The organism is Segatella baroniae B14, from assembly GCF_022024235.1.
Lineage (GTDB): Bacteria > Bacteroidota > Bacteroidia > Bacteroidales > Bacteroidaceae > Prevotella > Prevotella bryantii.
Genome location: NZ_CP091799.1, coordinates 842,386 through 864,560, shown reverse-complemented (window position 1 = coordinate 864,560; position 22,175 = coordinate 842,386). Strand labels below are relative to the sequence as shown.

20 protein-coding genes are annotated in these 22,175 nt (G+C 40.1%); all 20 read right to left on the bottom strand.

The window, feature by feature from the left end; all coding sequences use genetic code 11:
* Window positions 1-15 precede the first annotated feature (15 nt).
* A complete protein-coding gene (locus tag L6469_RS03640) occupies window positions 16-750 on the bottom strand; it encodes a hypothetical protein (protein ID WP_006283072.1) in 735 nt (244 codons plus the stop codon).
* Entirely contained in the window at window positions 740-3,295 is a 2,556-nt protein-coding gene (locus tag L6469_RS03635; protein WP_006283073.1) for a hypothetical protein, read from the bottom strand. The genes L6469_RS03640 and L6469_RS03635 overlap by 11 nt, the downstream gene beginning before the upstream one ends.
* A gap of 43 nt (window positions 3,296-3,338) precedes the next feature.
* Window positions 3,339-5,897, bottom strand: coding sequence for a TraG family conjugative transposon ATPase (locus L6469_RS03630; protein WP_006283074.1), 2,559 nt, complete (start codon window positions 5,895-5,897; stop codon window positions 3,339-3,341).
* A 106-nt stretch (window positions 5,898-6,003) separates the two neighbouring features.
* The gene (locus L6469_RS03625) at window positions 6,004-6,306 is read right to left on the bottom strand and encodes a DUF4133 domain-containing protein (protein ID WP_006283075.1); all 303 of its coding nucleotides are present in this window, start codon (window positions 6,304-6,306) and stop codon (window positions 6,004-6,006) included.
* A gap of 27 nt (window positions 6,307-6,333) precedes the next feature.
* Complete coding sequence (locus L6469_RS03620) at window positions 6,334-6,693, bottom strand: DUF4134 domain-containing protein (protein WP_074803292.1); 360 nt, start codon at window positions 6,691-6,693, stop codon at window positions 6,334-6,336.
* Between the two features lie 68 nt (window positions 6,694-6,761).
* Window positions 6,762-7,097, bottom strand: a complete 336-nt coding sequence (locus tag L6469_RS03615; protein ID WP_006283077.1) for a DUF4134 domain-containing protein — start codon at window positions 7,095-7,097, stop codon at window positions 6,762-6,764.
* 29 nt (window positions 7,098-7,126) lie between these two features.
* Complete coding sequence (locus L6469_RS03610; RefSeq protein ID WP_143067202.1) at window positions 7,127-7,606, bottom strand: hypothetical protein; 480 nt, start codon at window positions 7,604-7,606, stop codon at window positions 7,127-7,129.
* A gap of 252 nt (window positions 7,607-7,858) precedes the next feature.
* On the bottom strand, window positions 7,859-8,752 hold the full coding sequence (locus L6469_RS03605; RefSeq protein WP_006283078.1) for a toprim domain-containing protein: 894 nt from the start codon (window positions 8,750-8,752) through the stop codon (window positions 7,859-7,861).
* A 114-nt stretch (window positions 8,753-8,866) separates the two neighbouring features.
* On the bottom strand, window positions 8,867-9,934 hold the full coding sequence (locus L6469_RS03600; protein WP_006283079.1) for an AAA family ATPase: 1,068 nt from the start codon (window positions 9,932-9,934) through the stop codon (window positions 8,867-8,869).
* Window positions 9,931-10,380, bottom strand: a complete 450-nt coding sequence (locus L6469_RS03595; protein ID WP_006283080.1) for a helix-turn-helix domain-containing protein — start codon at window positions 10,378-10,380, stop codon at window positions 9,931-9,933. The genes L6469_RS03600 and L6469_RS03595 overlap by 4 nt, the downstream gene beginning before the upstream one ends.
* Window positions 10,381-10,752: 372 nt before the next feature.
* Window positions 10,753-11,520, bottom strand: coding sequence for a hypothetical protein (locus L6469_RS03590; RefSeq protein ID WP_006283081.1), 768 nt, complete (start codon window positions 11,518-11,520; stop codon window positions 10,753-10,755).
* A gap of 279 nt (window positions 11,521-11,799) precedes the next feature.
* Entirely contained in the window at window positions 11,800-12,855 is a 1,056-nt protein-coding gene (locus tag L6469_RS03585; protein WP_006283082.1) for a hypothetical protein, read from the bottom strand.
* A gap of 3 nt (window positions 12,856-12,858) precedes the next feature.
* Window positions 12,859-14,076, bottom strand: coding sequence for a site-specific integrase (locus L6469_RS03580; RefSeq protein ID WP_006283083.1), 1,218 nt, complete (start codon window positions 14,074-14,076; stop codon window positions 12,859-12,861).
* Window positions 14,077-14,309: 233 nt separating this feature from the next.
* A complete protein-coding gene (gene mnmE / locus L6469_RS03575) occupies window positions 14,310-15,674 on the bottom strand; it encodes a tRNA uridine-5-carboxymethylaminomethyl(34) synthesis GTPase MnmE (protein WP_006283084.1) in 1,365 nt (454 codons plus the stop codon).
* Window positions 15,675-15,695: 21 nt separating this feature from the next.
* On the bottom strand, window positions 15,696-16,568 hold the full coding sequence (locus L6469_RS03570) for a nucleoside phosphorylase (RefSeq protein ID WP_006283085.1): 873 nt from the start codon (window positions 16,566-16,568) through the stop codon (window positions 15,696-15,698).
* Between the two features lie 135 nt (window positions 16,569-16,703).
* Complete coding sequence (locus tag L6469_RS03565) at window positions 16,704-17,072, bottom strand: DMT family protein (protein ID WP_006283086.1); 369 nt, start codon at window positions 17,070-17,072, stop codon at window positions 16,704-16,706.
* 12 nt (window positions 17,073-17,084) lie between these two features.
* Window positions 17,085-19,433 (bottom strand): bifunctional dihydroorotate dehydrogenase B NAD binding subunit/NADPH-dependent glutamate synthase, encoded by a 2,349-nt coding sequence (locus L6469_RS03560; protein WP_006283087.1) that lies wholly within the window; start codon window positions 19,431-19,433, stop codon window positions 17,085-17,087.
* A gap of 152 nt (window positions 19,434-19,585) precedes the next feature.
* The gene (serS, locus tag L6469_RS03555; RefSeq protein WP_006283088.1) at window positions 19,586-20,878 is read right to left on the bottom strand and encodes a serine--tRNA ligase; all 1,293 of its coding nucleotides are present in this window, start codon (window positions 20,876-20,878) and stop codon (window positions 19,586-19,588) included.
* 249 nt (window positions 20,879-21,127) lie between these two features.
* Window positions 21,128-21,415, bottom strand: coding sequence for a 50S ribosomal protein L27 (rpmA, locus tag L6469_RS03550; RefSeq protein WP_006283089.1), 288 nt, complete (start codon window positions 21,413-21,415; stop codon window positions 21,128-21,130).
* 17 nt (window positions 21,416-21,432) lie between these two features.
* Complete coding sequence (gene rplU / locus L6469_RS03545) at window positions 21,433-21,750, bottom strand: 50S ribosomal protein L21 (RefSeq protein ID WP_006283090.1); 318 nt, start codon at window positions 21,748-21,750, stop codon at window positions 21,433-21,435.
* Window positions 21,751-22,175: the final 425 nt, after the last annotated feature.

The window sequence follows — 22,175 nt, the reverse complement described above, 5'->3', positions numbered from 1 at the left end:
ATTTGTTTGGTATTTTTAATAATCAAGTTTACCTGCCAATCTCCATCTACCGAAAGCATCCTGTAGCATTTCCTCTTTGGTCTTGGCTCTGTACACTTGCCTTTTCCAGTACCCTGTGCGAACCTGAATATATCGCCACGTATCAAAGTAGGCTTTATTCAAATGACGTTGGATATTGTCAAGGGAAGAATTGATGTTCGAGATGACAACCAAAAGATCGGAAGTCGTGCAGGCAGCTGCTCCCGTTGCATAAAGAACCAGGTCGCTTACTGACTTGTACAGATTATCACACTCCTCTGTTATCCGTTGTATGGCATGTACATTGATGGTGATAATCAGTGTATCTGTACTGACAACTTTTCCACGTGAAAGACATTTCTTATGATATGCTTCAAGCATATCCTTGTATTCGCCGATTCTTGTGCTGACAGTTTCATAAGTATGATAGACATTGAGGCTCGTCCGTAAGGACTGATACAGAATATCGATTATATCAAACGCTCTCGTGTATTTGTCCAGTTCCTTATTTATGTCCCTGTAATCGGTGTTCGCCTTTGAACTGTAGTCATGAAGGAGCTTATTGCTTGCTTCTAGCGTACTTCGTACAAGCAGGAGACTGCGTTGTTCCTTGTGGTCATTGATATAGGCCTCTATCGATGTAACATCCATACTGAACTGCGCTTTGACAGACAGAGGCATGAACATCAGAATACAGAGTAATCCCAATGTTATTCTATGATTAGTCTTCATCATCATATTTACCGTTATAGCCGTCAGAATGACTTGTTTTCGCTGCATTGCGAAGCCATCTCCGTCGACTTTGTTCTATGATATTCTGTTTACGTCCCTGTTCGTCATTGATATATGGCGCTATAGCTTTCAGTATATCGATGATAGAATGTTTGTAATTCATCATCTTCTCCAAAGAGACGAGATCTGCATAAATCTTTGTCAGTCGAGAATCTACCTCTCTGGCTATTTCCAGACGGTCGCTCGACCATAGAAGATGATAGGTATCTTGGGTGTCATCCTTTTCTGCTGGTTCACTCCGTGCATATTGAGTAGAAACATCACAGTTCGGAAAGGAACGTTGTGTATCAGCTATGTGTGCATTGACTTGATCTGCCTTTTGCTGGTCGCTCATATTCGGGTCGAGCTGCATTACTTCGACAACCTGGGAATCTTCGTACTCTGTGGTCAGTTCCCATTGGATCTGTACAATAGCACGATGAATTTTGATACCCAGTAAATACTTTGGTTTTCGAGCTATGGAAATATTGGCCTTGAAAGTGATAGTGCCATTGATATTCGGCATAGTGGCAGTTCGGGTATAGGTGTTGCCACTCCATGAACCTGAACTGTTCCATGAGAGCTTGTAGGCATTTCTTAAATCCTGCATGATGGCAGGTATTCTGTAATAATCATCAGTTGGTACATCTTCATCTTCCATCGCCTCCTTTTTTATCTGCAGATATTCTGCCTTCTGACTCTGTAATTCTTTGAGTTCAGCTTTTAGGAGCATAATCTGATCTCTGTTTTGATTGTACTGCCGACGATAGGCAGATGCTTCGGCGATTCCAGCAGATGAAATCTTTTTGAGGAGTGCTGCGTTTTCCCGTTCAAGTTTGTCAATTTTGAACTGAGTTTGAGTAATACGTCTCTCTACATCATTGATCTTCTGATCTATTTCAGAGGTATTTGAAGTGGGTTCACTGACAGATGTGGACATCACGCACTGTTTTGTATGGTCAGAAACAGAACCTCCACAAGAAGAACATTTGTATTGGGTGATACCTTCTCCAAGTTTGGCACCATCATGGCAGGTTACACTGATAGTTACAGTTTCAACTCCCTGAAGTTTGCGCGCATCAGTCGTCTGATAATAGTGTTTAGTATCAGAACCAAGATAATATGTATATCCTTCTTCGTTGTCATTATATTCAGCAAGTCTTGCATTCATGCCGGATTTGAAGGCATCAAGGCTCATACTGTATGAATCAAAAACATCTTCATAGACTTCCTCATAGTGATTCCATGATTTGGTTACATGAATCTCATAGGCGTAAGCCTTGGCATATTGACCGCTTTTGCTCTTACTGAGAATGTAGGCACTTGAAAAATAGTTTATAGAGTAATAGAATCCATCATTAGAATTGTTCAGTTGCTGTACACGGCTGCGACTCCATCCTGCATGACTCTCGGAATTCTGCAATGCAGTTTCTCGTTCTGCAGAAGATGGATAAAAGTCAGGATCCTTTGTGCTGATTCTGTACCAATGACTGCCATTCAGAATAGAATTGTCATCCGTTGGCGGCATATAATCACATAGTGATACACTTCCCCTGTCTTGGCGGTAGATATACCATCTTTGCGTATAATACTGTCCCATGCCTTCACGAGCATAATCTGTTGCCCAAGTAGTAATGTTGTAATTTGAGAGGTTGAAGAGTCGACCGACAGCATCTTGTCCGCCAACTATATCCAAAAAGGTTCTGCCAAAGTTACCCTGAACTTGGTTTACTAGGTTGCTATAGTTATCAACGATGTTTATAGCTGCTTCCATTTTTCCTTTGAACAAGTCGCTGAACTCGCTGGACTGGAGCAGGGTAGCGGCAAGGTTGCCTGCCCCCGCACTGGCAAGATTAATGCCCATGGTATAAAGGTTATCAAGGTCTGCTTTCAGATTTTCTTTCGTGAAGTGGCTTGGTATTTCTGTAAAATTGTCTATCACTCTTTTCCAATCCACACCACCAAGCTCTGAGAGTTTGAGAATGGCTTTGAGTTCTTCATTGATTTCAAGAAAAGCAATATCACGGAAAGAAAGGGAAGAATTGGTTACAACCGATTCAAACTGATAGCACAGCATCTTTGTTTCGTCACAAACCTTGTACAGGTAAGTCCCCCAGTAGAGAGCATTTTGCGGATTTTTCAGCATCATACCTGCAACGGTCCATATCTTTGGCATAATCTTGGCTGAAACCATGTGATAGATACGACGGTAGTAATAGTTCTCCGTGCTGCTTGTCCATAATCCCATATCGGTTAGTGCTTTTCTGTCAAGGAACTTACTTGCAAAAATACCTGCTGTGGCAACCTCTGCCGCTTGATAGTAATCGTGAATCTTGCCTAACTGCTCATTGTAGTACATCTCTGCGGCTGCTTCTGCATTATAGGCTCCTGCCATGGCAGCTACCGTTTTAGGGTCAAAATTAACAGAATAGTATTGTGCCCTGACTGGAAGGCTTCCAGCCAGGGTCAGTACAACGAATGATATTATGGCAAAATAACGATTCACAAGCAATATCTTAGATTTTTGCTGCTCTTTGTGAGAGTTTTATTTAACTGTTTTGGCGTGTTTTCAAATTCAACACGCGTCCGGCTTTATTTACCTTTTGAGCAAAAGGCAGCGACTTGCTGATTTCTGAGAGTTCCCAGTCTCGGCAATATGCTTCAATAGCCTGCTGATGACTGCATTTTAGCTCTGCTTTATAGAGTTTCAATGCTTCTTTTTCGGCACGCTCCGTTGTATATGTCATATAGCACTCATGAGGCTCCTCAACTCCATATACGCCACTTGTAGTGCCTCGGCGGATAAATACTTCACGGAAGAAACTTCGTCCTTCCTTGTTTTCAAGACGGTTAATCGTAAATATCTTCTTGCAGTCGACATCAGTCAATCCAAGTATGGCTTTGATTTCATCAAACCGTTCTTTGAACTTGCTTTGATCAAGCAGCATCACAACATCCGAGTTGTTGATGATTGCCTCTTTGACAATAGGACTTCCGATGATGTCCTGTATTTCTTGGGTTACAACACCCACAGATGCCCAAAACTTACGTGCTGTTTTGTACAGATACTTGATGTATTCTGCCATCATTGGTGATGCAATTGCTTTCCAAGCCTCTTCAATGACTAATACTTTGCGGTTCTTCTTGATACGCATCTTCTGGATGAAAACGTCCATAATGATAAGTGTAACAAGAGGGAATAGGAGAGGGTCGTCCTTGATGGAGTCAATCTCAAATACTATGAATGTCTCATCGAACAACTTAGTATCTAGATTCTCATTCAGTGTCAGTTCATGACTTCCTCCCTTATAGAAGTCCTTCAAAAGGTAATTGTAAGCAGCAAGGTCGATTCCGCTGAGATTGTTTTCTTTAATAATCTGTGGAATACGGATGACACTATACTCATAGAAGGTGTTGAAAGAAAGATTGTCAACCCGATGTGTTACGAAAAAGGCATCAAAGTATTCTGTAATAACCTGTTCTATCAAACGGTCTTCCGTTTTCGTGACAGTACCTTGTGTTCCCTTCCAAATGAGCATAATCAGGTTCTTCAGAAATCCAATCTTCTCAATATTCAGTTCTTCACGTCTGATGGCGAAAGGATTCATCGTAATCGGGTGTTCTTCCGTATAGCTGATATACTTGCCGCCAACATACTCACAGAGACCTTCATAGGAGTTACCGGTATCGACCATGACCACATCTGTATTCTGCTCCCACATCTGACGGACTACGCTATTCATGTGGAAGGACTTACCCGAACCAGAAGGACCCAGGCAGAAGAAATTTGAATTGTCTGTCAGCTTGTTGGCCCCCTCCTTACCGCTGATGTCAATGGCAACAGGTACACCCTGACGGTCGGTGTAGTAAATCTTTAACGGAGTATCTTCATTGTGCTGTATTTTCTCCTTATACATGAGACATGAAGCTGCATCTGAAAGTGTCAGAAAACGGTCATAATCAGGATTCATACCATAGCAGTTGCCTGGAAAGGAATTTACAAACAACTCCAATTGGTTGTATGCCCGTTTACTGATGTGGATGCCCATTTTTCCGAAAGCATTCTCCAAATGGTTGGTACACTTCTGAATATCGGCGTCTGGCTTTACACACACAATAATGTTGTAATGTGCGTAAAGAAGCTGTTTGTTCTCACGTGCGATGATATCCTGTACTTTCTTGATATCTTCAACGGCAATGAGATTGCTTGGGTTGGGCATACTTGCATGGCGGTTCTTCTTTTTGTCAAGCAGCCCCAACTCTCGTTTCTGATTAGGCAGGAAGAATATCTGATTGTACACAACAGAGTCTACACCAGGAATGCTGTCCACGAGTGATAGCAGGTCTACAGGCATGCTGATGTTATTGACTTCAATGTTGGTGTACGGTCTGATGACTGAAGGTAGATTGGTGACATCCACATCAATAAGACTATAAATTTTACAGCGACGATCTCCCATGCTGATACTTTCATCATCAACCTTGAAATTGGTCATTGATACTGTTTTGTCGGCAAAGTTCATGGAGAAAAAGCGATCAACATAAACTCTGGCTTCATACTTGCCAAGAAAACGTACTTCAACTCCACTATCTTTCATCTGGTCATAAGCTTTGTGGATCTTAACAAGGAAGTCACGCCATTTCTTGCTGTCAAATGACATCAGACGGCTTTTTTTGTTTTCCTGCGTGATAATGAGATAGGTTTCACTGTCAGTGTACATGCGTCCAGTGAAATATCTGAAGTATGCTTCACTTAGGAACTCGTGGTTGTTACCGGATTCGTCACGGAATGGCTTTCTGACGAAGACATCTTGCTTGTGGATGGCATATCCTTCTCCCAACGTTTGTGCCAAAGCGCTCATCATCTGGGTAAAACCATAATAGCTGTCAATGTCAGCACTGTATTTCTGAACGGGGTTCTCTATCTTCATAATGGCAGAGTATTCGCCTGTCTTCGTATAGAGCACTCCGACACCATCGCAATCTTCCACGGAAAAATAAATATCTTGGAATATCTTCTTGCGCTTACCCCCAGTGCCAAAGGCATAGACAGAAATCGCCATGCCGACAAGAATAGCAACAAATATGATGATTACGTATAGAAACATTCTAAAGGATTAAAAGGCAGGCTCACCTCCTACGACAGGAAATGAGCCCACCGAAGTTCAACACTTATTGATTTACTCTGATATACATGACTCTTACGGTTAATGGTTACATTTTCCTTGAATAGGCATAGATAAACACTCCGTGGTCATTCTTCTTGGTATGCAGTCCCTTCTTCTGCTTCAAAAATATCAGAATGCCCCCAAGCAGGAGGGAGGCCACCAAGGTTATGAGACCTGCTATAAAGCCTATCATGCAGTAGAACAGAATGAAACCAATGATTGCTCCACCTACAGCTCCGGCTGCCCAATAGATATAACGTCCTTGAATCCCCATGAATTCAAGAGGTTTCTGCAACCCCTTGAATAATGGATAATCCATGTAACTTTCGTCGTGATTTTCTTTTGCCATATCAATGATGCCTGTAATGCACTGACTTTAGAGACCGAAGAACAGAGGAAGAGCCTGAGCTGCTGCCACAAGGAAGATACAAGCACCGACAATCATCATGATTGACTTCTTGACATCCTGCTCCTCATTGTTCATCTTGATGTACACAGAGATAGCACCCACTACAGCCACAACGCCGGCAATAGCGTAACACAACTTCACCACAAACGGGATATACTTGGCGATTTCCTCTGTGACGGTGGATAGTGCACTGGTACCTGCGGTGTAATCACCAGCAGCATTCTGGGCAAGGCAGACGGCTGTGCCGCATACCATCATGAGAGCAAAGGCTTTGAGTCGCTGCGACTTGACTGCACCTTTGATGTAATTTTTGATTTTCTTGAACATTGTCTTTTTACATTTTTGATTAATTTATATATCCTCGTCTGGCCAGTTGAAGAATCTTTAGGTTTCGGCTAAATCTGATAGCCATAAAAAGCAGGGAAAACAATACTTGCACCGATGATGAAGAGACATGCGCCAATAAGCATCATAATCGATTTGGTAACATCACCTTCACCTGTTGTCATCTTAAAGTAAATCTGTAAAGCTCCGATGATGGCAACAATGGATGATACTGCATATACAAGATAGAGTACATAGAGCATCATTGTCACAACATAATCATGTGCCTGAGCAAGAGCTGAAGCACCCCATGTGTAGTCCACGCCGCCGCATTTTGCTGCTGCAGGGTGGGCTACAAGGGCAGTCAAAGCTAAACACAATAATCCTTTTACATTATGAACATTCATCTTAAAGCTGACACCTTATATCGTTTCTATTATATTTTGTCGTATTTTATTCTGATGGCAGGATGGCTTGGTGTACACTTTTTGAGCATTTCGCGGAAGTCAACTTCGGTGATACCTCCAGTACTCTCTGCATCCACATCCTCGAAGCCAAGTTCAGCTCTACGCATCTTTTCTTTCGAAGAAATACCGTCTGGATGCTCTGGATCATAGATGACGACTTCAGGCTCAATTTGCTTTCCATCCTCCTGAGATTTCGCATCATCACTATCTTCTGAATCTAAAAGCATGGACTCATGATGAGTTTCATCCGTAGTATCATCAGCAACTTCATGCTGCTGCTCTTCTTCCTCGATGACAGTAGGTTCTTCTTCTGTTACAGGAATTTCAATGTTATCTTCATCTGTCTCAGGTTTGTTCTTGAAGCCATACATGTCCTCCCAGATTTTCATTCCATACCAACAGAACAGAATGACTGTTGAAATGATGACGAATATGAAATATGCACTCATTTGTTGTTTCTTTGAATTACGTTGTTCTGATTGAGAATTTCGACGCAAAGAAACATCCATTTTTACACATGAGAATGGAAGTCTTAGAATAAGGCCCTTTTGTTAACAGTATTTCAAATTCGAGTATGATTTTACATTAAGAATCAAACTCGCTGTGCTTTATGGAGCCTATAAAAAAAAGGAGAATTCCTGAAAGAAATCTCCTTAGTTAAGTGTACAGTTCAATGCTGCATTATACGCACAGAACAAGCATTAGGTATGTTTGGCAAGATAATCATTCACATCATTATATCCTTTGTAACGATGGCTCTCATCGATGGTTGATAGAGAATAGTATTCCTTTATAGCAGATGTGGTTTTGCATCCAGCTTCATCATTGTCAAGAAAACAATGGATTGCTTCGTAGTGTGAGAGGATATCTAGCGCTCTTCTCAAACAAGCAACTGTATTGAGTACAATGATATCACATTGAGCTGCAATGTCTGCAAACACATTATCCGCATACTTTTCTCTTATGGTCAGATAGGAAAGAAAATCCATGAAACCTTCAAAGATACAGCATTCTTTCATCAGATTGTCTTTCTCGTAAGGGAAAAAAGTGATGTCCTTATGTCCTATGCATCCTTTGAAGTATTGGTTGCGGATTTCGTAACCACCATTGCGATTACGGAACGCTATGGCATAATAGTTTTTGCCTCTGAGTGTGTAATGAACCTCGCAACAATAAACCATGGCGATATTCAAGTCAACCTTGCGTCTGATAATATAAGATTGCAGTGCTATCTCCGTCAATGGATTATAATCGACATTTCTGAACTCTGATTCCTGCTGATGCTTGGCAGGTGCATGTCTGGTACGGACAAGATTGTTTACCAACGTAGGTGCATCGCTGGCAATCATTCTGAGAACAGTCGAAGTATCGTTGGAGTTGTACAGCTTTTTACAGAGGTCGATGAGATCGCCTCCTTCTCCTGCACCATAGTCATACCAGTCATTACGGACTTTGTCAATCTTGAAGGAAGGGGTGTTCTCATTACGATAGGGAGAGCAATACCAGTATTTGTTTCCTTTTCGATGATGGTAGTGGATGCCTTTCTTTTCCAGGAAATCCACAATGTCAATCTGTTTGGCTTCTGATATATTCATAGATTTTTATTATGGGCTTTTATCGGTACTTTCTGTATGTCTATATATAAATATACACCATACTATACTATACCGATTTGAGCCGGTTAAAAGAATAGAAAATTATTTTTCGGATTATATATCAGCTTGATCATCATTATAAATGTAATTCTTACCATCCTTAATGATGAGTTTCCGCTTTATCAGTTCCTTCATGACACTGACCATAGTACATCTGCCTCGGGCATATCCATACTGGGTATAGCCTTTGGTCAGTGTTTCAAGCATCTCGGAATAGCCAATTGGTTTGTTTTCACCGATTGCCAACTTGATAGCATCACGATGCTGTTCATCTTCCCACTGAACAAAGCTTACCTTGCTTGTCCTGGATGGAGCATCGTAGTTGTTGATCAGTTCCGGAAGCCCTTCCTGATTGATGTAAAATGCAAATGGCTGAAACTCCTTGTCCCTGATGTGCATAACCCTGACTTCACTCATGTTGGGCTGCTCTCTGCATTTTGTAATCTGCAAGACCGTTTCAGCCTTATTGTTTAGCTCTGTACCAATATGACCTCTTGTATTGTCATCGCCTTTATTAAGGTGAAGTACAGTCTGTAAGTGCAGATTGTAATAGCTTGACCAGCGCATAAGATCATTCATGACGTCCAATGCTTCAGATGAATTGTTGATGTCCTTGACAAGATCTCGGACACCATCAATGATCAGAAGACCAATCTCGGAGTCCTCACTCAGACAATGGGAGATGATGTCACGTCGTTGCTCAGGAGTAAACTCTCGGAGAACAAGGAACTCTATACGGGAGCAGTCCTGGTCAAGAGGAAGTCCTGCTAGTTTCATGATGCGCTGCAATACCTTATGGCAGTGGTATCTGCCTTGTTCTGTATCTACATAAAGTATCTTCTGCTTATCTGGTGGTAGCGTAACTTCATAGTTCAGTATAGGTTTTCCAGACAGTGCTGCTGATACCTCTGCTGTGAGGTTATAGGTTTTCTTGCTTTTAGGTTTTCCGACTGTGGCGCTGAAATTGCCGATAGTACCGATAATGGAACCTTTACATTTGATGACGACAGGTGGAAAGTCATATTTATCCGTGACTTTGAGTCGAATGACGTCAATAATCTGCTTGAAAACCGATTCATCTATCTTCTGGTCACCTAATCTACATAGAATATTTTTGCTCATTTCTTTAGTTTGGAATTGATTCGTTCTTTTCTAAGTTCTTCTGCTCTCTCATGGGCGAGGCTTTCTAACCGCTCATTACTGGGAATCTCATTGTTCATCATCCACTGATTCAGGTCCACCTTGGCGAGATACATAAGTTTGCCAGAAGGTTTGTACTTGGTGATTTCATTCTTACTTGTAAGTCGATAAAGGTGACTTAGTGAAACGCCAAGATACTTGGCTGCTTCTTCTGGAGTGAACATGTCCTTGCAGACATATATGTTCTTTTCTAGGTCTTTAAAATGTTTCATCAAGTCATTGAGCGAATTAAATTTCTCCAGATAATGCTGGACGGCAGATACTTTTTCTGTAAGTTCCTGTATCTGCTCTTTATCTTTAAGGAACTCTATGGCACGTTCCATACGGTTTACCATGTCATAGATTTCATAGTCAGATGTCAAAGCCATTAGTGTGAGTGTTTTTAGCGTTATATGTAAGTTTTTCAAGATTCTGAATACGTAGCTTCAGCTCGTCGGCTGGCCCCAACTTTCTTAGGAATAATTCAAGCTGGGAAACACGTTGCGCAAGCGACAAGGGTGGGGAAGATGCATGTTCTGTTACCAGCTGCATCAATTGTCTGTTAGTGCCGGGAACGGCAGGTCTTACATTTTTTTGCATAGGATTGTTTTTTATTGGTTAGACTTAAAGAAAATGCTCCTCGTAAGGGGCATGTAACCGGTTACGGGGAGCAAAAATAAAGGACAAAAACTTTACTTCCAAAGCTAAAACTTGACAGTAAAGTCCACTGTCAAGCCTATTATCAAGTTATTGCTTGACAGTTACTTTTTGGAATTTACTGAAGAAATTAATTTGTAGATTTCTTCAAGTCGCTTAAACATCTTCTGATTAAGTGACGTTGCCTGCTTGTTGTTTATCTGGTAAAGGGCAACGGACAGATCATGTGCACAAACATAAGTGACACCATCGCTCTTTACAAACATCTTATGTTTTTCGATAACCTTCTGCCAAGATCTTGAAATAACAGACGTCTTTCTCAGACCATCAAAAAAAAGGGAAACCAAGCGAATGTTCTTGCACGTAACAGGAGAGGAAAGAGTACAATCAAAAAGATGTCTGACTGTCTCTTTTGTAAGTTCTGTAGTGAACAGATGGCACGAGTTGATACATTCAGTAATCTTCTCCAGCAGTTCATCAGACATTGCAGCCTCAAAGTCTGTCGCACGAACCTGACATGCAGGTTCTGAACATGAAACGAAGGGATGTGCCGAAGCAACGTTCTCTCCGCGGTCGAGCTCGTTGAAGATGAGCGCAAGCTGCTCATTGGACGTGAAGCCATCACGAAAGTGATTCTCCACAATTGGACGGTTGTCCAATAGCAAGTCCCTCATGGTGCCGAGATTCATGTTGTGTTCGTTCTTGCTGTGGGCATCCGTTGCATCGTGGAACTGGTGGCTGAGAAGGAAACTGTTTGCAAACCTGTAATAGTCTCTTCCCCGTTTAATAACTTCCTCCTGATAGAGGGTGATACACTCGCGGCATAGACGGAATAGGCCATCTACACCGACACATGGTTCAACATGCTCCACACGTGAACCGCCTCTCTCAACACAAAAAGAGAGAGGATGATGAAATGTCTTTCTTCATCGTGTAATTGTTTAATGTTATTGTAAAAACAGGAGTTTAACTCCCTTGTCTATTAGGTTTTATTTGCTTTTTGCGCTTTGGGGACGCGAAATTAACCCAAAGTAGCTCCAAAGTATGGGACAAGTCACAATTGTTTTCCGATTTGATACAAAAAAGTCCGTCAGTATGGGCATTTTCCACACTGACGGAACTATTATTCAGCTATTTCTAAATTATAGTTTTTATCGATTAAATTGTTTAGCCAGAATTAGCAAACAAGGGTCGTACTGCTCTATGTCTGGATGGTCTCTTTTTAATGCTATCATACCTGTTTTAAGACTTCCTTTATTCGGCTTTCTGCCATTAACAACGAAACAATTTTGAGCCTTAACCCAAAGTTCATGGTTCTGTTTTCCGAATGCAAAGTAAACGAAGTATGTCAGCGAACGTTGGTCTTTGATCCAAGCAACAGGCTTAATTTCAGAAATGCAATCTTTCTCTGTATGGATGCCAAATATCCGCTGAAACTGATTAAACATTGTTTTCCTGTCAATATATCCATAGGTGACAAGTGCCAGAAACAGTTCTTCTATCCTTGACTCACATCGTGGTTTATTGAAAAACGCATCTTCCTTAACTGCACTCAAAGGAGCATAATCTACTTCAGGATAAAGTTCTATTATCTTCTTACATTGACGCTCAAAGTTGTCGGGAATGGGTAAATTGCCGATTCTGTCAAGTTTCCACTGTCGCTCGAATGTTACCCATTGCTCTCGCCATCTGATCTTTAGAGCCTGACCAACTCCCCAGGCAATTGCTTTCAGTTCCAAGAGTGTCGTGCCTTTGGATGGAAGGTAGTTGGATTTAAGATAGCCCGCATTCACAGCTCGTCTTAACAGTTCAACTCCCTTGTCGTTTGACAACGCATCTTCAAGGTCTCCATAAGGACTTTGCTTGTATATCTTATAATATATGGAGGATGTAGAATACAGTTTATCTATTGAGCCAGCAAAAGAAGAAAGCAGTTTGAAGGTTCTCTGTTTCCATATTAGTTTACCTTTCTTCAATGATTCTTTCAGAAGATTGATGGAAAACATCTTACTGACAAATTTAACGACAGGAAGACACGAATTGTTCTTCATGAAGTCAAGAATTTCATCAATCCATCCAGGGATAACACCAAGGTCAAGTGCAATCGAGATGTTGTCCATATCCTGTTCAAGTTCTATCCAGTAAGCAACTTGCTTGTTCATCAGATTGATTTTTGCAAGTGCAATTACAACTTCTTGTCTGTTCATGGTTCAATTCCTTTTAGTATGTTTCGCTGAGACTTTGATATTTTCTCCTGTCTTTACTCCATCAAGTTCGGGGAAAAGCATGATTGCTGCTCGCTTTTTCTCATCAAGAACACGCGCATAAATCTGTGTAGTTGCAATTTCCCTGTGACCGAGCATTTTGGAAACTGTATAGATGTCTGCTCCAAAGTTCAGCATAAGTACGGCAAAAGTATGACGGCTGCAGTGGTATGTTATGTCTTTATTGATAGACGCTGCCAGCATCCATCGACGCAATTCAAGAGAAAGGAGGGCTCCATTTAGAAATCCCTTGAAGACTGGTGTATCAGGTTCTTCCTGTGGTGTACCAAGATACTTGACTGCTTGCTCAGGGATGTCAAGATACTCCTGACCACCAGTTTTTTTCTGTTTCCAAACGATTCGTGTAAATCCATCGAATTTTTGTACTTCGCCCCAAGTCAGTCTTTCAATGTCTGACTTTCTGAGTCCGGTGAAGCAAGAGAACAAGAAAGCGTTCTTCAGAACAGGATATCTGCATGGGGTTGCATCGAGCTTTACTACTTCTTCCCAGCTGAGATGCTCTCGAGCTACTTCATCCTGCTTGAAACCCTTTACACCACGTAGCGGATTTACCACAATGATGTGTTCTTCAAAGGCAGCATTGAGGCATGCTTTTAGTTTGTTGAAATAAGAATGCTTGGAGTTAAGCGATAATCCGTTGAATACGCTGACCTTCTCACGGTCTTTACGTTTGCAAGAGTCCTTTTCAACATTGTCGAGGAAATCCTTGAAGCCTTTGACCCATTCTGGTGTAATCTCACTGAAGGTCGTTGATTCGTCGCAATAGGCTTCGAGATAGCGGAGACAGCTTCTCCAGTTACCCCAAGTCCCCTGACTGTCGGTTCGGAAACGCTCCTTACACATTTTCCTATAATAAGGAAGAAAGTATGTGTTTGTCTTGTACTGCTGAAGAACTTCGTAAGAGCCTTTCTGAATTTCAATCAGTCGCTCAGAACGGATAGTTTCTGCCTTGGTCATTGTCTGACGGTTCTGTTCCTTGATGGCACGAGAACTGCCTGGCAAAAGATAAAGTTTCAGAAACTCACGGCTTCTTTTGCCGTTGTGCCTAATGTCAAGATACAAACTTGAAGTGCCATCTGAAAGCACTTTCTCACGGATGGTAACGGTCTCCTTTCGACCATTAGATTCAGTCTTTTCTGTCATAGCTGAAAATTTTTAAAACATTCTGATTTTGTCACCTGGGTGACCAAATTGTGGTCACTCGGACCCCTCGGGTGACCACTGGGTGACAAAATTATGCTTTAAAAATGATTATCAAGAACAAAAAAGACCAAATATTAAAAAATCTTAAAAATTGGCAATCATCAGCAATTATGGGCTTTATACGCTGATTTTTGTCTTTTTTTTGATTTATAAATGGTTGTTTTTTAATTTCTTTATTTCCCCACGCAGAAATGCTTAAATATATTTCCTAAAACTTCGTGAGTTGTAATCTGACCTCCTGTTATATCAGCAAGCTCTTGCAAACATATACGAAGATCTTCAGCTAAAAGATCACCACTTAGGCTCATTTTCATACCCTCTATGACTCGCTCAATACTTTCTTTTGCCCTTATTAAAGCTTCATAATGACGGGCACTGGTAACAATAATGCTATCTTCATCAATTTCTGGAATATCAGATGCTTCATAAAGTTTTTGTTCCAATTCTGTAATACCTATACCTTCTTTGGCACTAATTTGTAATTCTGCAAATGGTCTAAAGTCATAGAAGTTATAGCTAGATTGTGGCTTAATATCCATCTTATTGCTCAAGATAATTACTTGTTTCTCTTTTGTACGATTTTGGATATCTAATACTTCTTCTTTAGATGGTTGATTGTCTAAAATCCACAAAACAATAGTTGCTTCTTCAAGCTTTTGATATGCCCGCTTTATTCCGATTTGTTCTACTTTATCTTCTGTCTGTCGAATACCAGCTGTATCAATAAAACGGAAATTAACTCCATGAATATCAATGGTATCTTCTATAACATCTCGTGTTGTTCCATCTATATCACTGACGATTGCCTTTTCCTCGTGGAGAAGCTGGTTGAGTAGAGTACTTTTGCCTACATTGGTCTTTCCTATGATAGCCACAGGTATGCCGTTCTTAAGTGCTCTTCCTGTTTCAAATGAATGGGCTAGGGTGGTAATACGTTTATCTATTTTTTCTGCCAATGCTTGTAATTCACTGCGATCTGCAAATTCCAATTCTTCATGATCACTGAAGTCTAGTTCTAATTCTAACAGACTTGTTAACTTAAGAAGTTGTTCGCGAAGTGTACTTAACTCGCTGCTAAAGTGACCTTTAAGTTGGCTAAGTGCAAGCTTATGTGTAGCCTTATTAGTAGCTGCTATTAAATCTGCAACAGCCTCAGCTTGGCTTAAATCCATCTTACCATTAAGGTATGCACGCTGGGTGTATTCACCTGGACCAGCTTGACGGCATCCTTTTTCAATAAGTGCTTGTATTATATTCTTAACGATATATATACTGCCATGACAATTGATTTCTATGCTGTTTTCTCCAGTATAACTATGAGGGGCATGAAATACAGAAATTAGAACATCATCTATTGTATTTCCTTCTTTGTCGATAATATTACCATAATGCACAGAATTTGCTTTAACTTCTGTCAATGACTTGCGACCCTGAAATATCTGGTCCGTTATGGCGATACTGTCATCGCCACTGACTCTAATAATAGCAATTGCGCCACCTGCTTTAGTGGCAAGGGCGCAAATAGATTGATTTGTCATGTTTTTTTTATCTCTAAATAATTAGATTCTCACTAGTACTTTTTCTATCAAACCGTCTATAGTATTCTTATAACTAGAATTAGCTTCACCTGCCAATCGATTAGCAATAACCATACATACTGTAGTAGCTTTATGTCCCATCAATTTAGCAAGACCTGCAACTGCAGATGATTCCATTTCAAAATTACAAATACGAAGATTCTGATACTCAAAGTTTTCAATTTTTTGGTTCAAAGTAGGATCTGCCAGAGGTAGACGTAATTCTCGACCTTGTGGTCCAAAGAAACCACCACAAGCGATAGTTACACCACGAACCATATCATCGCCAGCTATGCGATCTACCAACTCTTTATCTGCTACAGATACATAAGGATTGCCAATTTGTGGATTCCAAGAAACTTGCTTCTTGAATTCTTTTTCGAAATCTAAATCGCAAGCCTCATTTCGTCCAGCATAAAAATTAAGCAGTCCATCAAAACCTATACTCTTTACACTTGCAACATAGGTTCCGATAGGGGTATTAGGTTGTAAACCACCACATGTACCGATACGTACAATCGTTAATTCACGATGTTCTGGGTTTTCTGTTCGAGTCTTAAAATCTATATTCGCTAATGCATCCAATTCATTTAAAACAATATCGATATTATCACATCCTATGCCTGTGCTTTGCACAGTAATACGCTTGCCATTATAAGTTCCCGTAACAGTTTTGAATTCACGATTTTCTACTTCATCTTCAATTGAGTCAAAGTGAGAAGCAACTAAAGCAACTCGGCCAGGATCTCCTACAAGAATAACCTTATCAGCTAAGTGCTCTGGTTTAAGGTGTAAGTGAAAGACACTTCCATCTTCATTTATAATTAATTCTGATTCTGCAAAATATTTGCTCATAGTTCTTAGTTTTGCTTATTAATAATTTTCTTCTCTTGGATTTAATTCAGTAATAATGTCTTAAATCTAAAATACAAAGTTACATTTTTTCTAGTAATAGAACAAAAGTTTTGACTTTTTTTACCATTCCATGTTCTACTTCATAAAAACGAAATAAACAGCAGCTAGTAAACATGCAAATGCTGCAAAATGATTCCAATGCAAACTCTGTCCTTGGAAAAGAATATTAGCAATAATTGCAAAAACTATTAATGAGATTACTTCCTGAATAACTTTAAGTTGTACCAATGTAAAAGGTCCACCATTATCTATAAAACCTATACGATTTGCGGGTACTTGACAACAATATTCAAAAAAAGCAATACCCCAACTAAATGCGATAACAGCTAACAGAGGCCAGTTGTTACTGACCCCTGTTTCTTGTAATTTTAAATGTCCATACCAAGCTAATGTCATGAATGTATTACTTAGTAGGAGTAATAATACTGTATAAAATGCGTTCATTTCAAATTTTAATTAAACATCAGCCTGAAGCTTCTTATCCATGTTGGCTGCTGCCTTACGTCCATCACCCATGGCGAGAATTACAGTTGCACCACCACGAACAATATCACCTCCTGCAAAGAGATCGCTACGTGATGATTGCATTTCGTCATTTACGGCAATTGTATTTTTGCGGCCTAGCTCCAGACCAGGAATACTATTAGGTACCAGTGGATTAGGTGAAACACCTATAGCCACAATTACCTGATCACATTCCATAGTAACTGTCTCACCTGTAGGAACAGGACTACGACGTCCAGATTCATCCGGTTCGCCTAGTTCCATCACTTCAAGAACTGCAGCTTTTACTGCACCATTCTCATCTACAAGATATTCTTTTGGATTGTGAAGGGTCATAAAGTTGATACCTTCTTCTTTTGCATGTTTTACTTCCTCAAGACGGGCTGGCATTTCTTGTTCAGAGCGGCGATATACGATAGCGACCTCTGCACCTAAGCGTTTAGCTGTTCTACATGAGTCCATCGCAGTATTACCACCGCCAACAACGATTACCTTTTTACCCAAATTAATAGGGGTATCTGTTGTTGGGTCTGCTGCGTCCATCAAGTTTACACGAGTAAGATACTCGTTGGAAGACATAATATTTAAGGCATTTTCGCCAGGTATATTCATAAAGCGAGGCAAGCCTGCACCTGATGCTACAAAAATACCCTTAAATCCTTTTTCTTCTAACTCCTCTACTGAAATAGTTTTACCGACTATACAGTCTGTAATAAAATGAACTCCCATTTTACGAAGGTTCTCTATTTCTACATCAACAATACGATTTGGTAATCTGAACTCTGGTATACCATATTTCAGCACGCCTCCAATTTCATGAAGTGCTTCGAATACAAATACATCATAGCCTTTCTTTACCATATCACCAGCAAAACTTAACCCCGCAGGGCCAGAACCAACAACTGCAACCTTAATGCCATTAGGAGTGGCCATTTGTGGTAATGCAACCTGTCCGCTCTGTCGCTCATAATCAGCAGCAAATCGTTCCAAATAGCCAATAGCAACAGCTTTACCACCCATTTTAATGTGAATACATTTACTTTCACATTGCTTTTCTTGTGGACAAACTCGTCCACAAACGGCAGGGAGGGCTGATGTATTTTTCAAGACTTTAGCAGCTGCAAGAAACTGGCCACGCTCTATATTCTTAACAAATGAAGGAATGTTGATATTTACAGGACAACCTTCTACGCATGAAGGTTTACCGCAATCTAAACAGCGTTTTGCCTCAAGTAGTGCCTGTTCTTTTGTTAATCCTATATTAACTTCTTCCAAACGTGTAGTTGCACGATACACAGGATCGAGTTCTTGCATAATTGCACGGTCAATAGCAGAGCGTTCTTTAGGTTTCATAGAAGCACGTAATTCCTTTCGCCATACAGAGTTACGATCAGTAAGTTCTTCTACAGTTTCATTTGTAGGCTCTACGTCCATCGCAATATCTGTTTTTTCGACAACCAAGTTATTATCGACTTGATTAATATGGTCCTGATAGTGCTCCATCTCTTCACGCTCTACAGCTTTGAATGTACCCATTCGCTTGAACATTTCGTCCCAATCAACAAGGGCACCATCAAATTCTGGTCCATCTATGCAGACAAATTTGGTTTTACCACCTATTGTCAGACGGCAAGCTCCACACATACCGGTACCATCCACCATAATAGTGTTAAGCGATACATCAGTAGGTAGATTATATTTTTGAGTAAGAAGACAGCAGAATTTCATCATGATAGGAGGCCCTATGGCAAATACTTTGTCGATGTGCTCCTGCTTTATAAACTTTTCTATACCAACAGTAACCACTCCTTTTTCGCCAGCGCTACCATCATCTGTCATAATGAGAGTTTCATCAGAATTTGCGCGTACATCATCTTCCATAATAATAAGATCTTTATTACGACCCGCAAGAACGGAGAGTACACGGTTACCTGCAGCTTTTAGGGCTTTTATAATAGGAAGCATTGGTGCAACACCAACACCACCACCTGCACAAATAACTGTTCCGAAATTTTCAATATGAGTTGGATTTCCAAGAGGTCCAACAATATCAGCTACGTTATCACCCTCGCTGAGGTTACAAAGTTTAGTAGATGACAGTCCCACCTCTTGTACAACGAGAGTAATTGTACCTTTCTCGACATCAGCATCAGCAATAGTCAAAGGCATGCGTTCACTTTTTTTATCTACACGTACAATTACAAAGTTGCCGGCTTTTCGACTCTTTGCAATCAAAGGAGCCTCTATTTCAAATTTAAAGACTCTTTCAGAGAACTGCTGTTTACTTACGATCTTGTTCATTCTTTTAGTTTTACTGGTATTATAAATGTTATATTTGTTTCTTGTATAAAATTGAGGAGTTAGTTAGATAGAAAAATAGATCTTATGAGAGAGTTGATAACAAAATAGAGTAGAGGTAAGGTTTAACCTCTACTCTATATCTATTTTAGTTTTTAATCGAAATTCTTATCGTCAAGCATTTCGAAGCCACAGTAAGGTACAAGTACCTTAGGTACACGAATACCCTCTGGAGTCTGATTGTTTTCAATGATAGAAGCTACTATACGTGGAAGAGCTAAAGCAGATCCATTCAAAGTATGAACAAGCTCTGTCTTTTTAGTTTCACTTCTGCGGAATCGACACTTCAAGCGGTTAGCCTGGTAGCTTTCAAAATTAGACACTGAAGAAACTTCAAGCCATCTTTTCTGAGCTGCGCTCCAAACCTCAAAGTCATAACAGATAGCAGATGTAAAACTCATATCACCACCGCAAAGACGAAGAATATGGTATGGCAATTCGAGTTTCTTTAATAAGCCTTCTACGTGATCCATCATCTCTTTCAAACTTTCATATGAATGCTCAGGAGTATCAAGACGAACGATTTCCACTTTGTCAAATTGGTGAAGACGATTCAAACCACGTACATCTTTACCATAGGAGCCTGCCTCACGACGGAAGCACGCTGAATAAGCACAACGCTTTATAGGAAGGTCCTTTTCATCAAGAATAACATCGCGGAAAATGTTAGTAACAGGTACCTCTGCAGTAGGGATAAGATAAAGATTGTCAAGATTTGCGTGATACATTTGACCTTCTTTGTCAGGAAGCTGACCTGTACCATAACCAGAAGCTTCATTAACGACATAAGGAGGTTGAACTTCTAGATATCCACTTTTACGAGCCTCATCTAGGAAGAAAGCTTCCAGCGCACGTTGGAAACGAGCCATTTTACCAAGATATATTGGGAAGCCAGCACCGGTAATTTTAACACCAAGGTCAAAATCAACCAAATTATATTTTTTCAGAAGATCCCAGTGGCAAAGAGCATCTTCTGGAAGTTCTGGCTTAAGTCCACCTTCTTTAACTACTACATTATCAGCAGCATCTTTACCTTCTGGTACATCATCATTTGGTACATTAGGGATAGATAACAGTGTTTCTGTCATATTCTTTTCGGCCTTGTCCATTTCGGCCTTAAGTTCTGCATCTGTTACCTTAAGAGCAGCTACTTGTTCCTTTATGGCATTAGCTTCGTCTTTTTTGCCTTCTTTCATCAATCCACCAATCTGCTTGGCCAACTGATTTTGCTGGGCCTTATTATTGTCGAGCTTCTGTTGAGCTTCGCGACGTGCTTTGTCAAATTCCAAAACTTTTTCGATAGCCTCTCGTGCACCTTCAAAGTGTTTTTTCTCAAGGCCCTTGATCACCTTTTCAGTATTTTCGCTGATCAGTTTAAGTGTAAGCATATTCTATACTTTTTCTTTAAAATTTTATTTTATATTTAATCGCAAAAATACAAAAAACATAGGGAATAGCCAAAAATTTGTTTAGAAAAATAGTTGGCAAAAAGAATAAAGATCAAGAACAGGGTAGAAAATATAAAAATTGATAAGTGAATTATACAATTTCAGTAAGGTGGAAATAATGCAAACGAAGAAAGCCAACTCCATAGAGTTGGCTTCTATTGTTTGTTTGGAATAAGATATTATCTTTAATTAAGCTTCAGCCTTTGTTTTAGCTGCGTAAGCTTCTGGTGAAAGAACAGATACTGTACTCTTGTTCTTCTTGCCTTTGTGGAAGTATACCAATCCATCTGCAAGAGCGTAAAGAGTATCGTCTTTACCCTGAGCAACATTCTCACCTGCATAGTGCTTATTACCACGCTGACGAACGATAATGTTACCAGCGATGATGCTCTGACCACCCCAGATCTTAACGCCTAAACGTTTTGAATGAGACTCACGACCGTTCTTAGAACTACCAACACCTTTTTTATGTGCCATCTTGAAATCCTCCTAATTTAAGCGATTACTGATTTAACTGTTACTTCAGTGAACTGTGCACGATGACCATTGCGAACGCGATAGTCCTTACGACGCTTCATCTTGAAAACGATGACCTTGTCACCCTTAACAAGTGGGTTCACTACTTCTACTACTACTTTTGCACCATCTACAGTTGGAGCACCTACTGTGACATTGCCTTCTTTGTCTACAAGAAGAACTTTGTCAAACTCAACAGTTTTGCCAGCTTCTGCATCTTTGATGCGGTGCACGAAAAGCTTTTTGCCTTCCTCAGCCTTGAACTGCTGACCGTTAATTTCTACGATTGCGTACATTATTTTATAATATAAACGGTTTTCTCTGCCAGGCGGTCGACTTTTGCCTACACTTATTTGAGCCCGAACAGACTAAATCGGCTGCAAAATTACGAATATATTTTTAATTAATAAAGAATGAATTAACAGAAAAATGTTTTTTTAAGAAATATTATAGATTGTCGCCTATGTTTGATAAAAAAAAGCGATGACCTTCGCAGGCAACCGCTCCAAATCTTCAATAGGTATTAGTTTTTCTTAAGGTAAAAAGATTGTTTTCAGGATAACGGTAGCAAATTTAAATCTTTTTTTATAGTTTGCAAACATCTTCCAAGTTTTTTTTTAAGATAATATGATTGTGTACGTTAACATTAACATCTTTTAAAAAGAAATAAATGCAATCGTTTTAACTTTAGTATTTTTTGGACCTAAAATAACCTTTCTTT

What these genes read in the sequence shown, in the direction of transcription:
- L6469_RS03640 (WP_006283072.1), bottom strand. Translation starts at nt 750, where the DNA reads ATGAAGACTAATCATAGAATAACATTGGGATTACTCTGTATTCTGATG.
- L6469_RS03630 (WP_006283074.1), bottom strand. Translation starts at nt 5,897, where the DNA reads ATGTTTCTATACGTAATCATCATATTTGTTGCTATTCTTGTCGGCATG.
- L6469_RS03625 (WP_006283075.1), bottom strand. Translation starts at nt 6,306, where the DNA reads ATGGCAAAAGAAAATCACGACGAAAGTTACATGGATTATCCATTATTC.
- L6469_RS03620 (WP_074803292.1), bottom strand. Translation starts at nt 6,693, where the DNA reads ATGTTCAAGAAAATCAAAAATTACATCAAAGGTGCAGTCAAGTCGCAG.
- L6469_RS03615 (WP_006283077.1), bottom strand. Translation starts at nt 7,097, where the DNA reads ATGAATGTTCATAATGTAAAAGGATTATTGTGTTTAGCTTTGACTGCC.
- L6469_RS03610 (WP_143067202.1), bottom strand. Translation starts at nt 7,606, where the DNA reads ATGAGTGCATATTTCATATTCGTCATCATTTCAACAGTCATTCTGTTC.
- L6469_RS03605 (WP_006283078.1), bottom strand. Translation starts at nt 8,752, where the DNA reads ATGAATATATCAGAAGCCAAACAGATTGACATTGTGGATTTCCTGGAA.
- L6469_RS03600 (WP_006283079.1), bottom strand. Translation starts at nt 9,934, where the DNA reads ATGAGCAAAAATATTCTATGTAGATTAGGTGACCAGAAGATAGATGAA.
- L6469_RS03595 (WP_006283080.1), bottom strand. Translation starts at nt 10,380, where the DNA reads ATGGCTTTGACATCTGACTATGAAATCTATGACATGGTAAACCGTATG.
- L6469_RS03585 (WP_006283082.1), bottom strand. Translation starts at nt 12,855, where the DNA reads ATGAACAGACAAGAAGTTGTAATTGCACTTGCAAAAATCAATCTGATG.
- L6469_RS03580 (WP_006283083.1), bottom strand. Translation starts at nt 14,076, where the DNA reads ATGACAGAAAAGACTGAATCTAATGGTCGAAAGGAGACCGTTACCATC.
- mnmE (WP_006283084.1), bottom strand. Translation starts at nt 15,674, where the DNA reads ATGACAAATCAATCTATTTGCGCCCTTGCCACTAAAGCAGGTGGCGCA.
- L6469_RS03570 (WP_006283085.1), bottom strand. Translation starts at nt 16,568, where the DNA reads ATGAGCAAATATTTTGCAGAATCAGAATTAATTATAAATGAAGATGGA.
- L6469_RS03565 (WP_006283086.1), bottom strand. Translation starts at nt 17,072, where the DNA reads ATGAACGCATTTTATACAGTATTATTACTCCTACTAAGTAATACATTC.
- L6469_RS03560 (WP_006283087.1), bottom strand. Translation starts at nt 19,433, where the DNA reads ATGAACAAGATCGTAAGTAAACAGCAGTTCTCTGAAAGAGTCTTTAAA.
- serS (WP_006283088.1), bottom strand. Translation starts at nt 20,878, where the DNA reads ATGCTTACACTTAAACTGATCAGCGAAAATACTGAAAAGGTGATCAAG.
- rpmA (WP_006283089.1), bottom strand. Translation starts at nt 21,415, where the DNA reads ATGGCACATAAAAAAGGTGTTGGTAGTTCTAAGAACGGTCGTGAGTCT.
- rplU (WP_006283090.1), bottom strand. Translation starts at nt 21,750, where the DNA reads ATGTACGCAATCGTAGAAATTAACGGTCAGCAGTTCAAGGCTGAGGAA.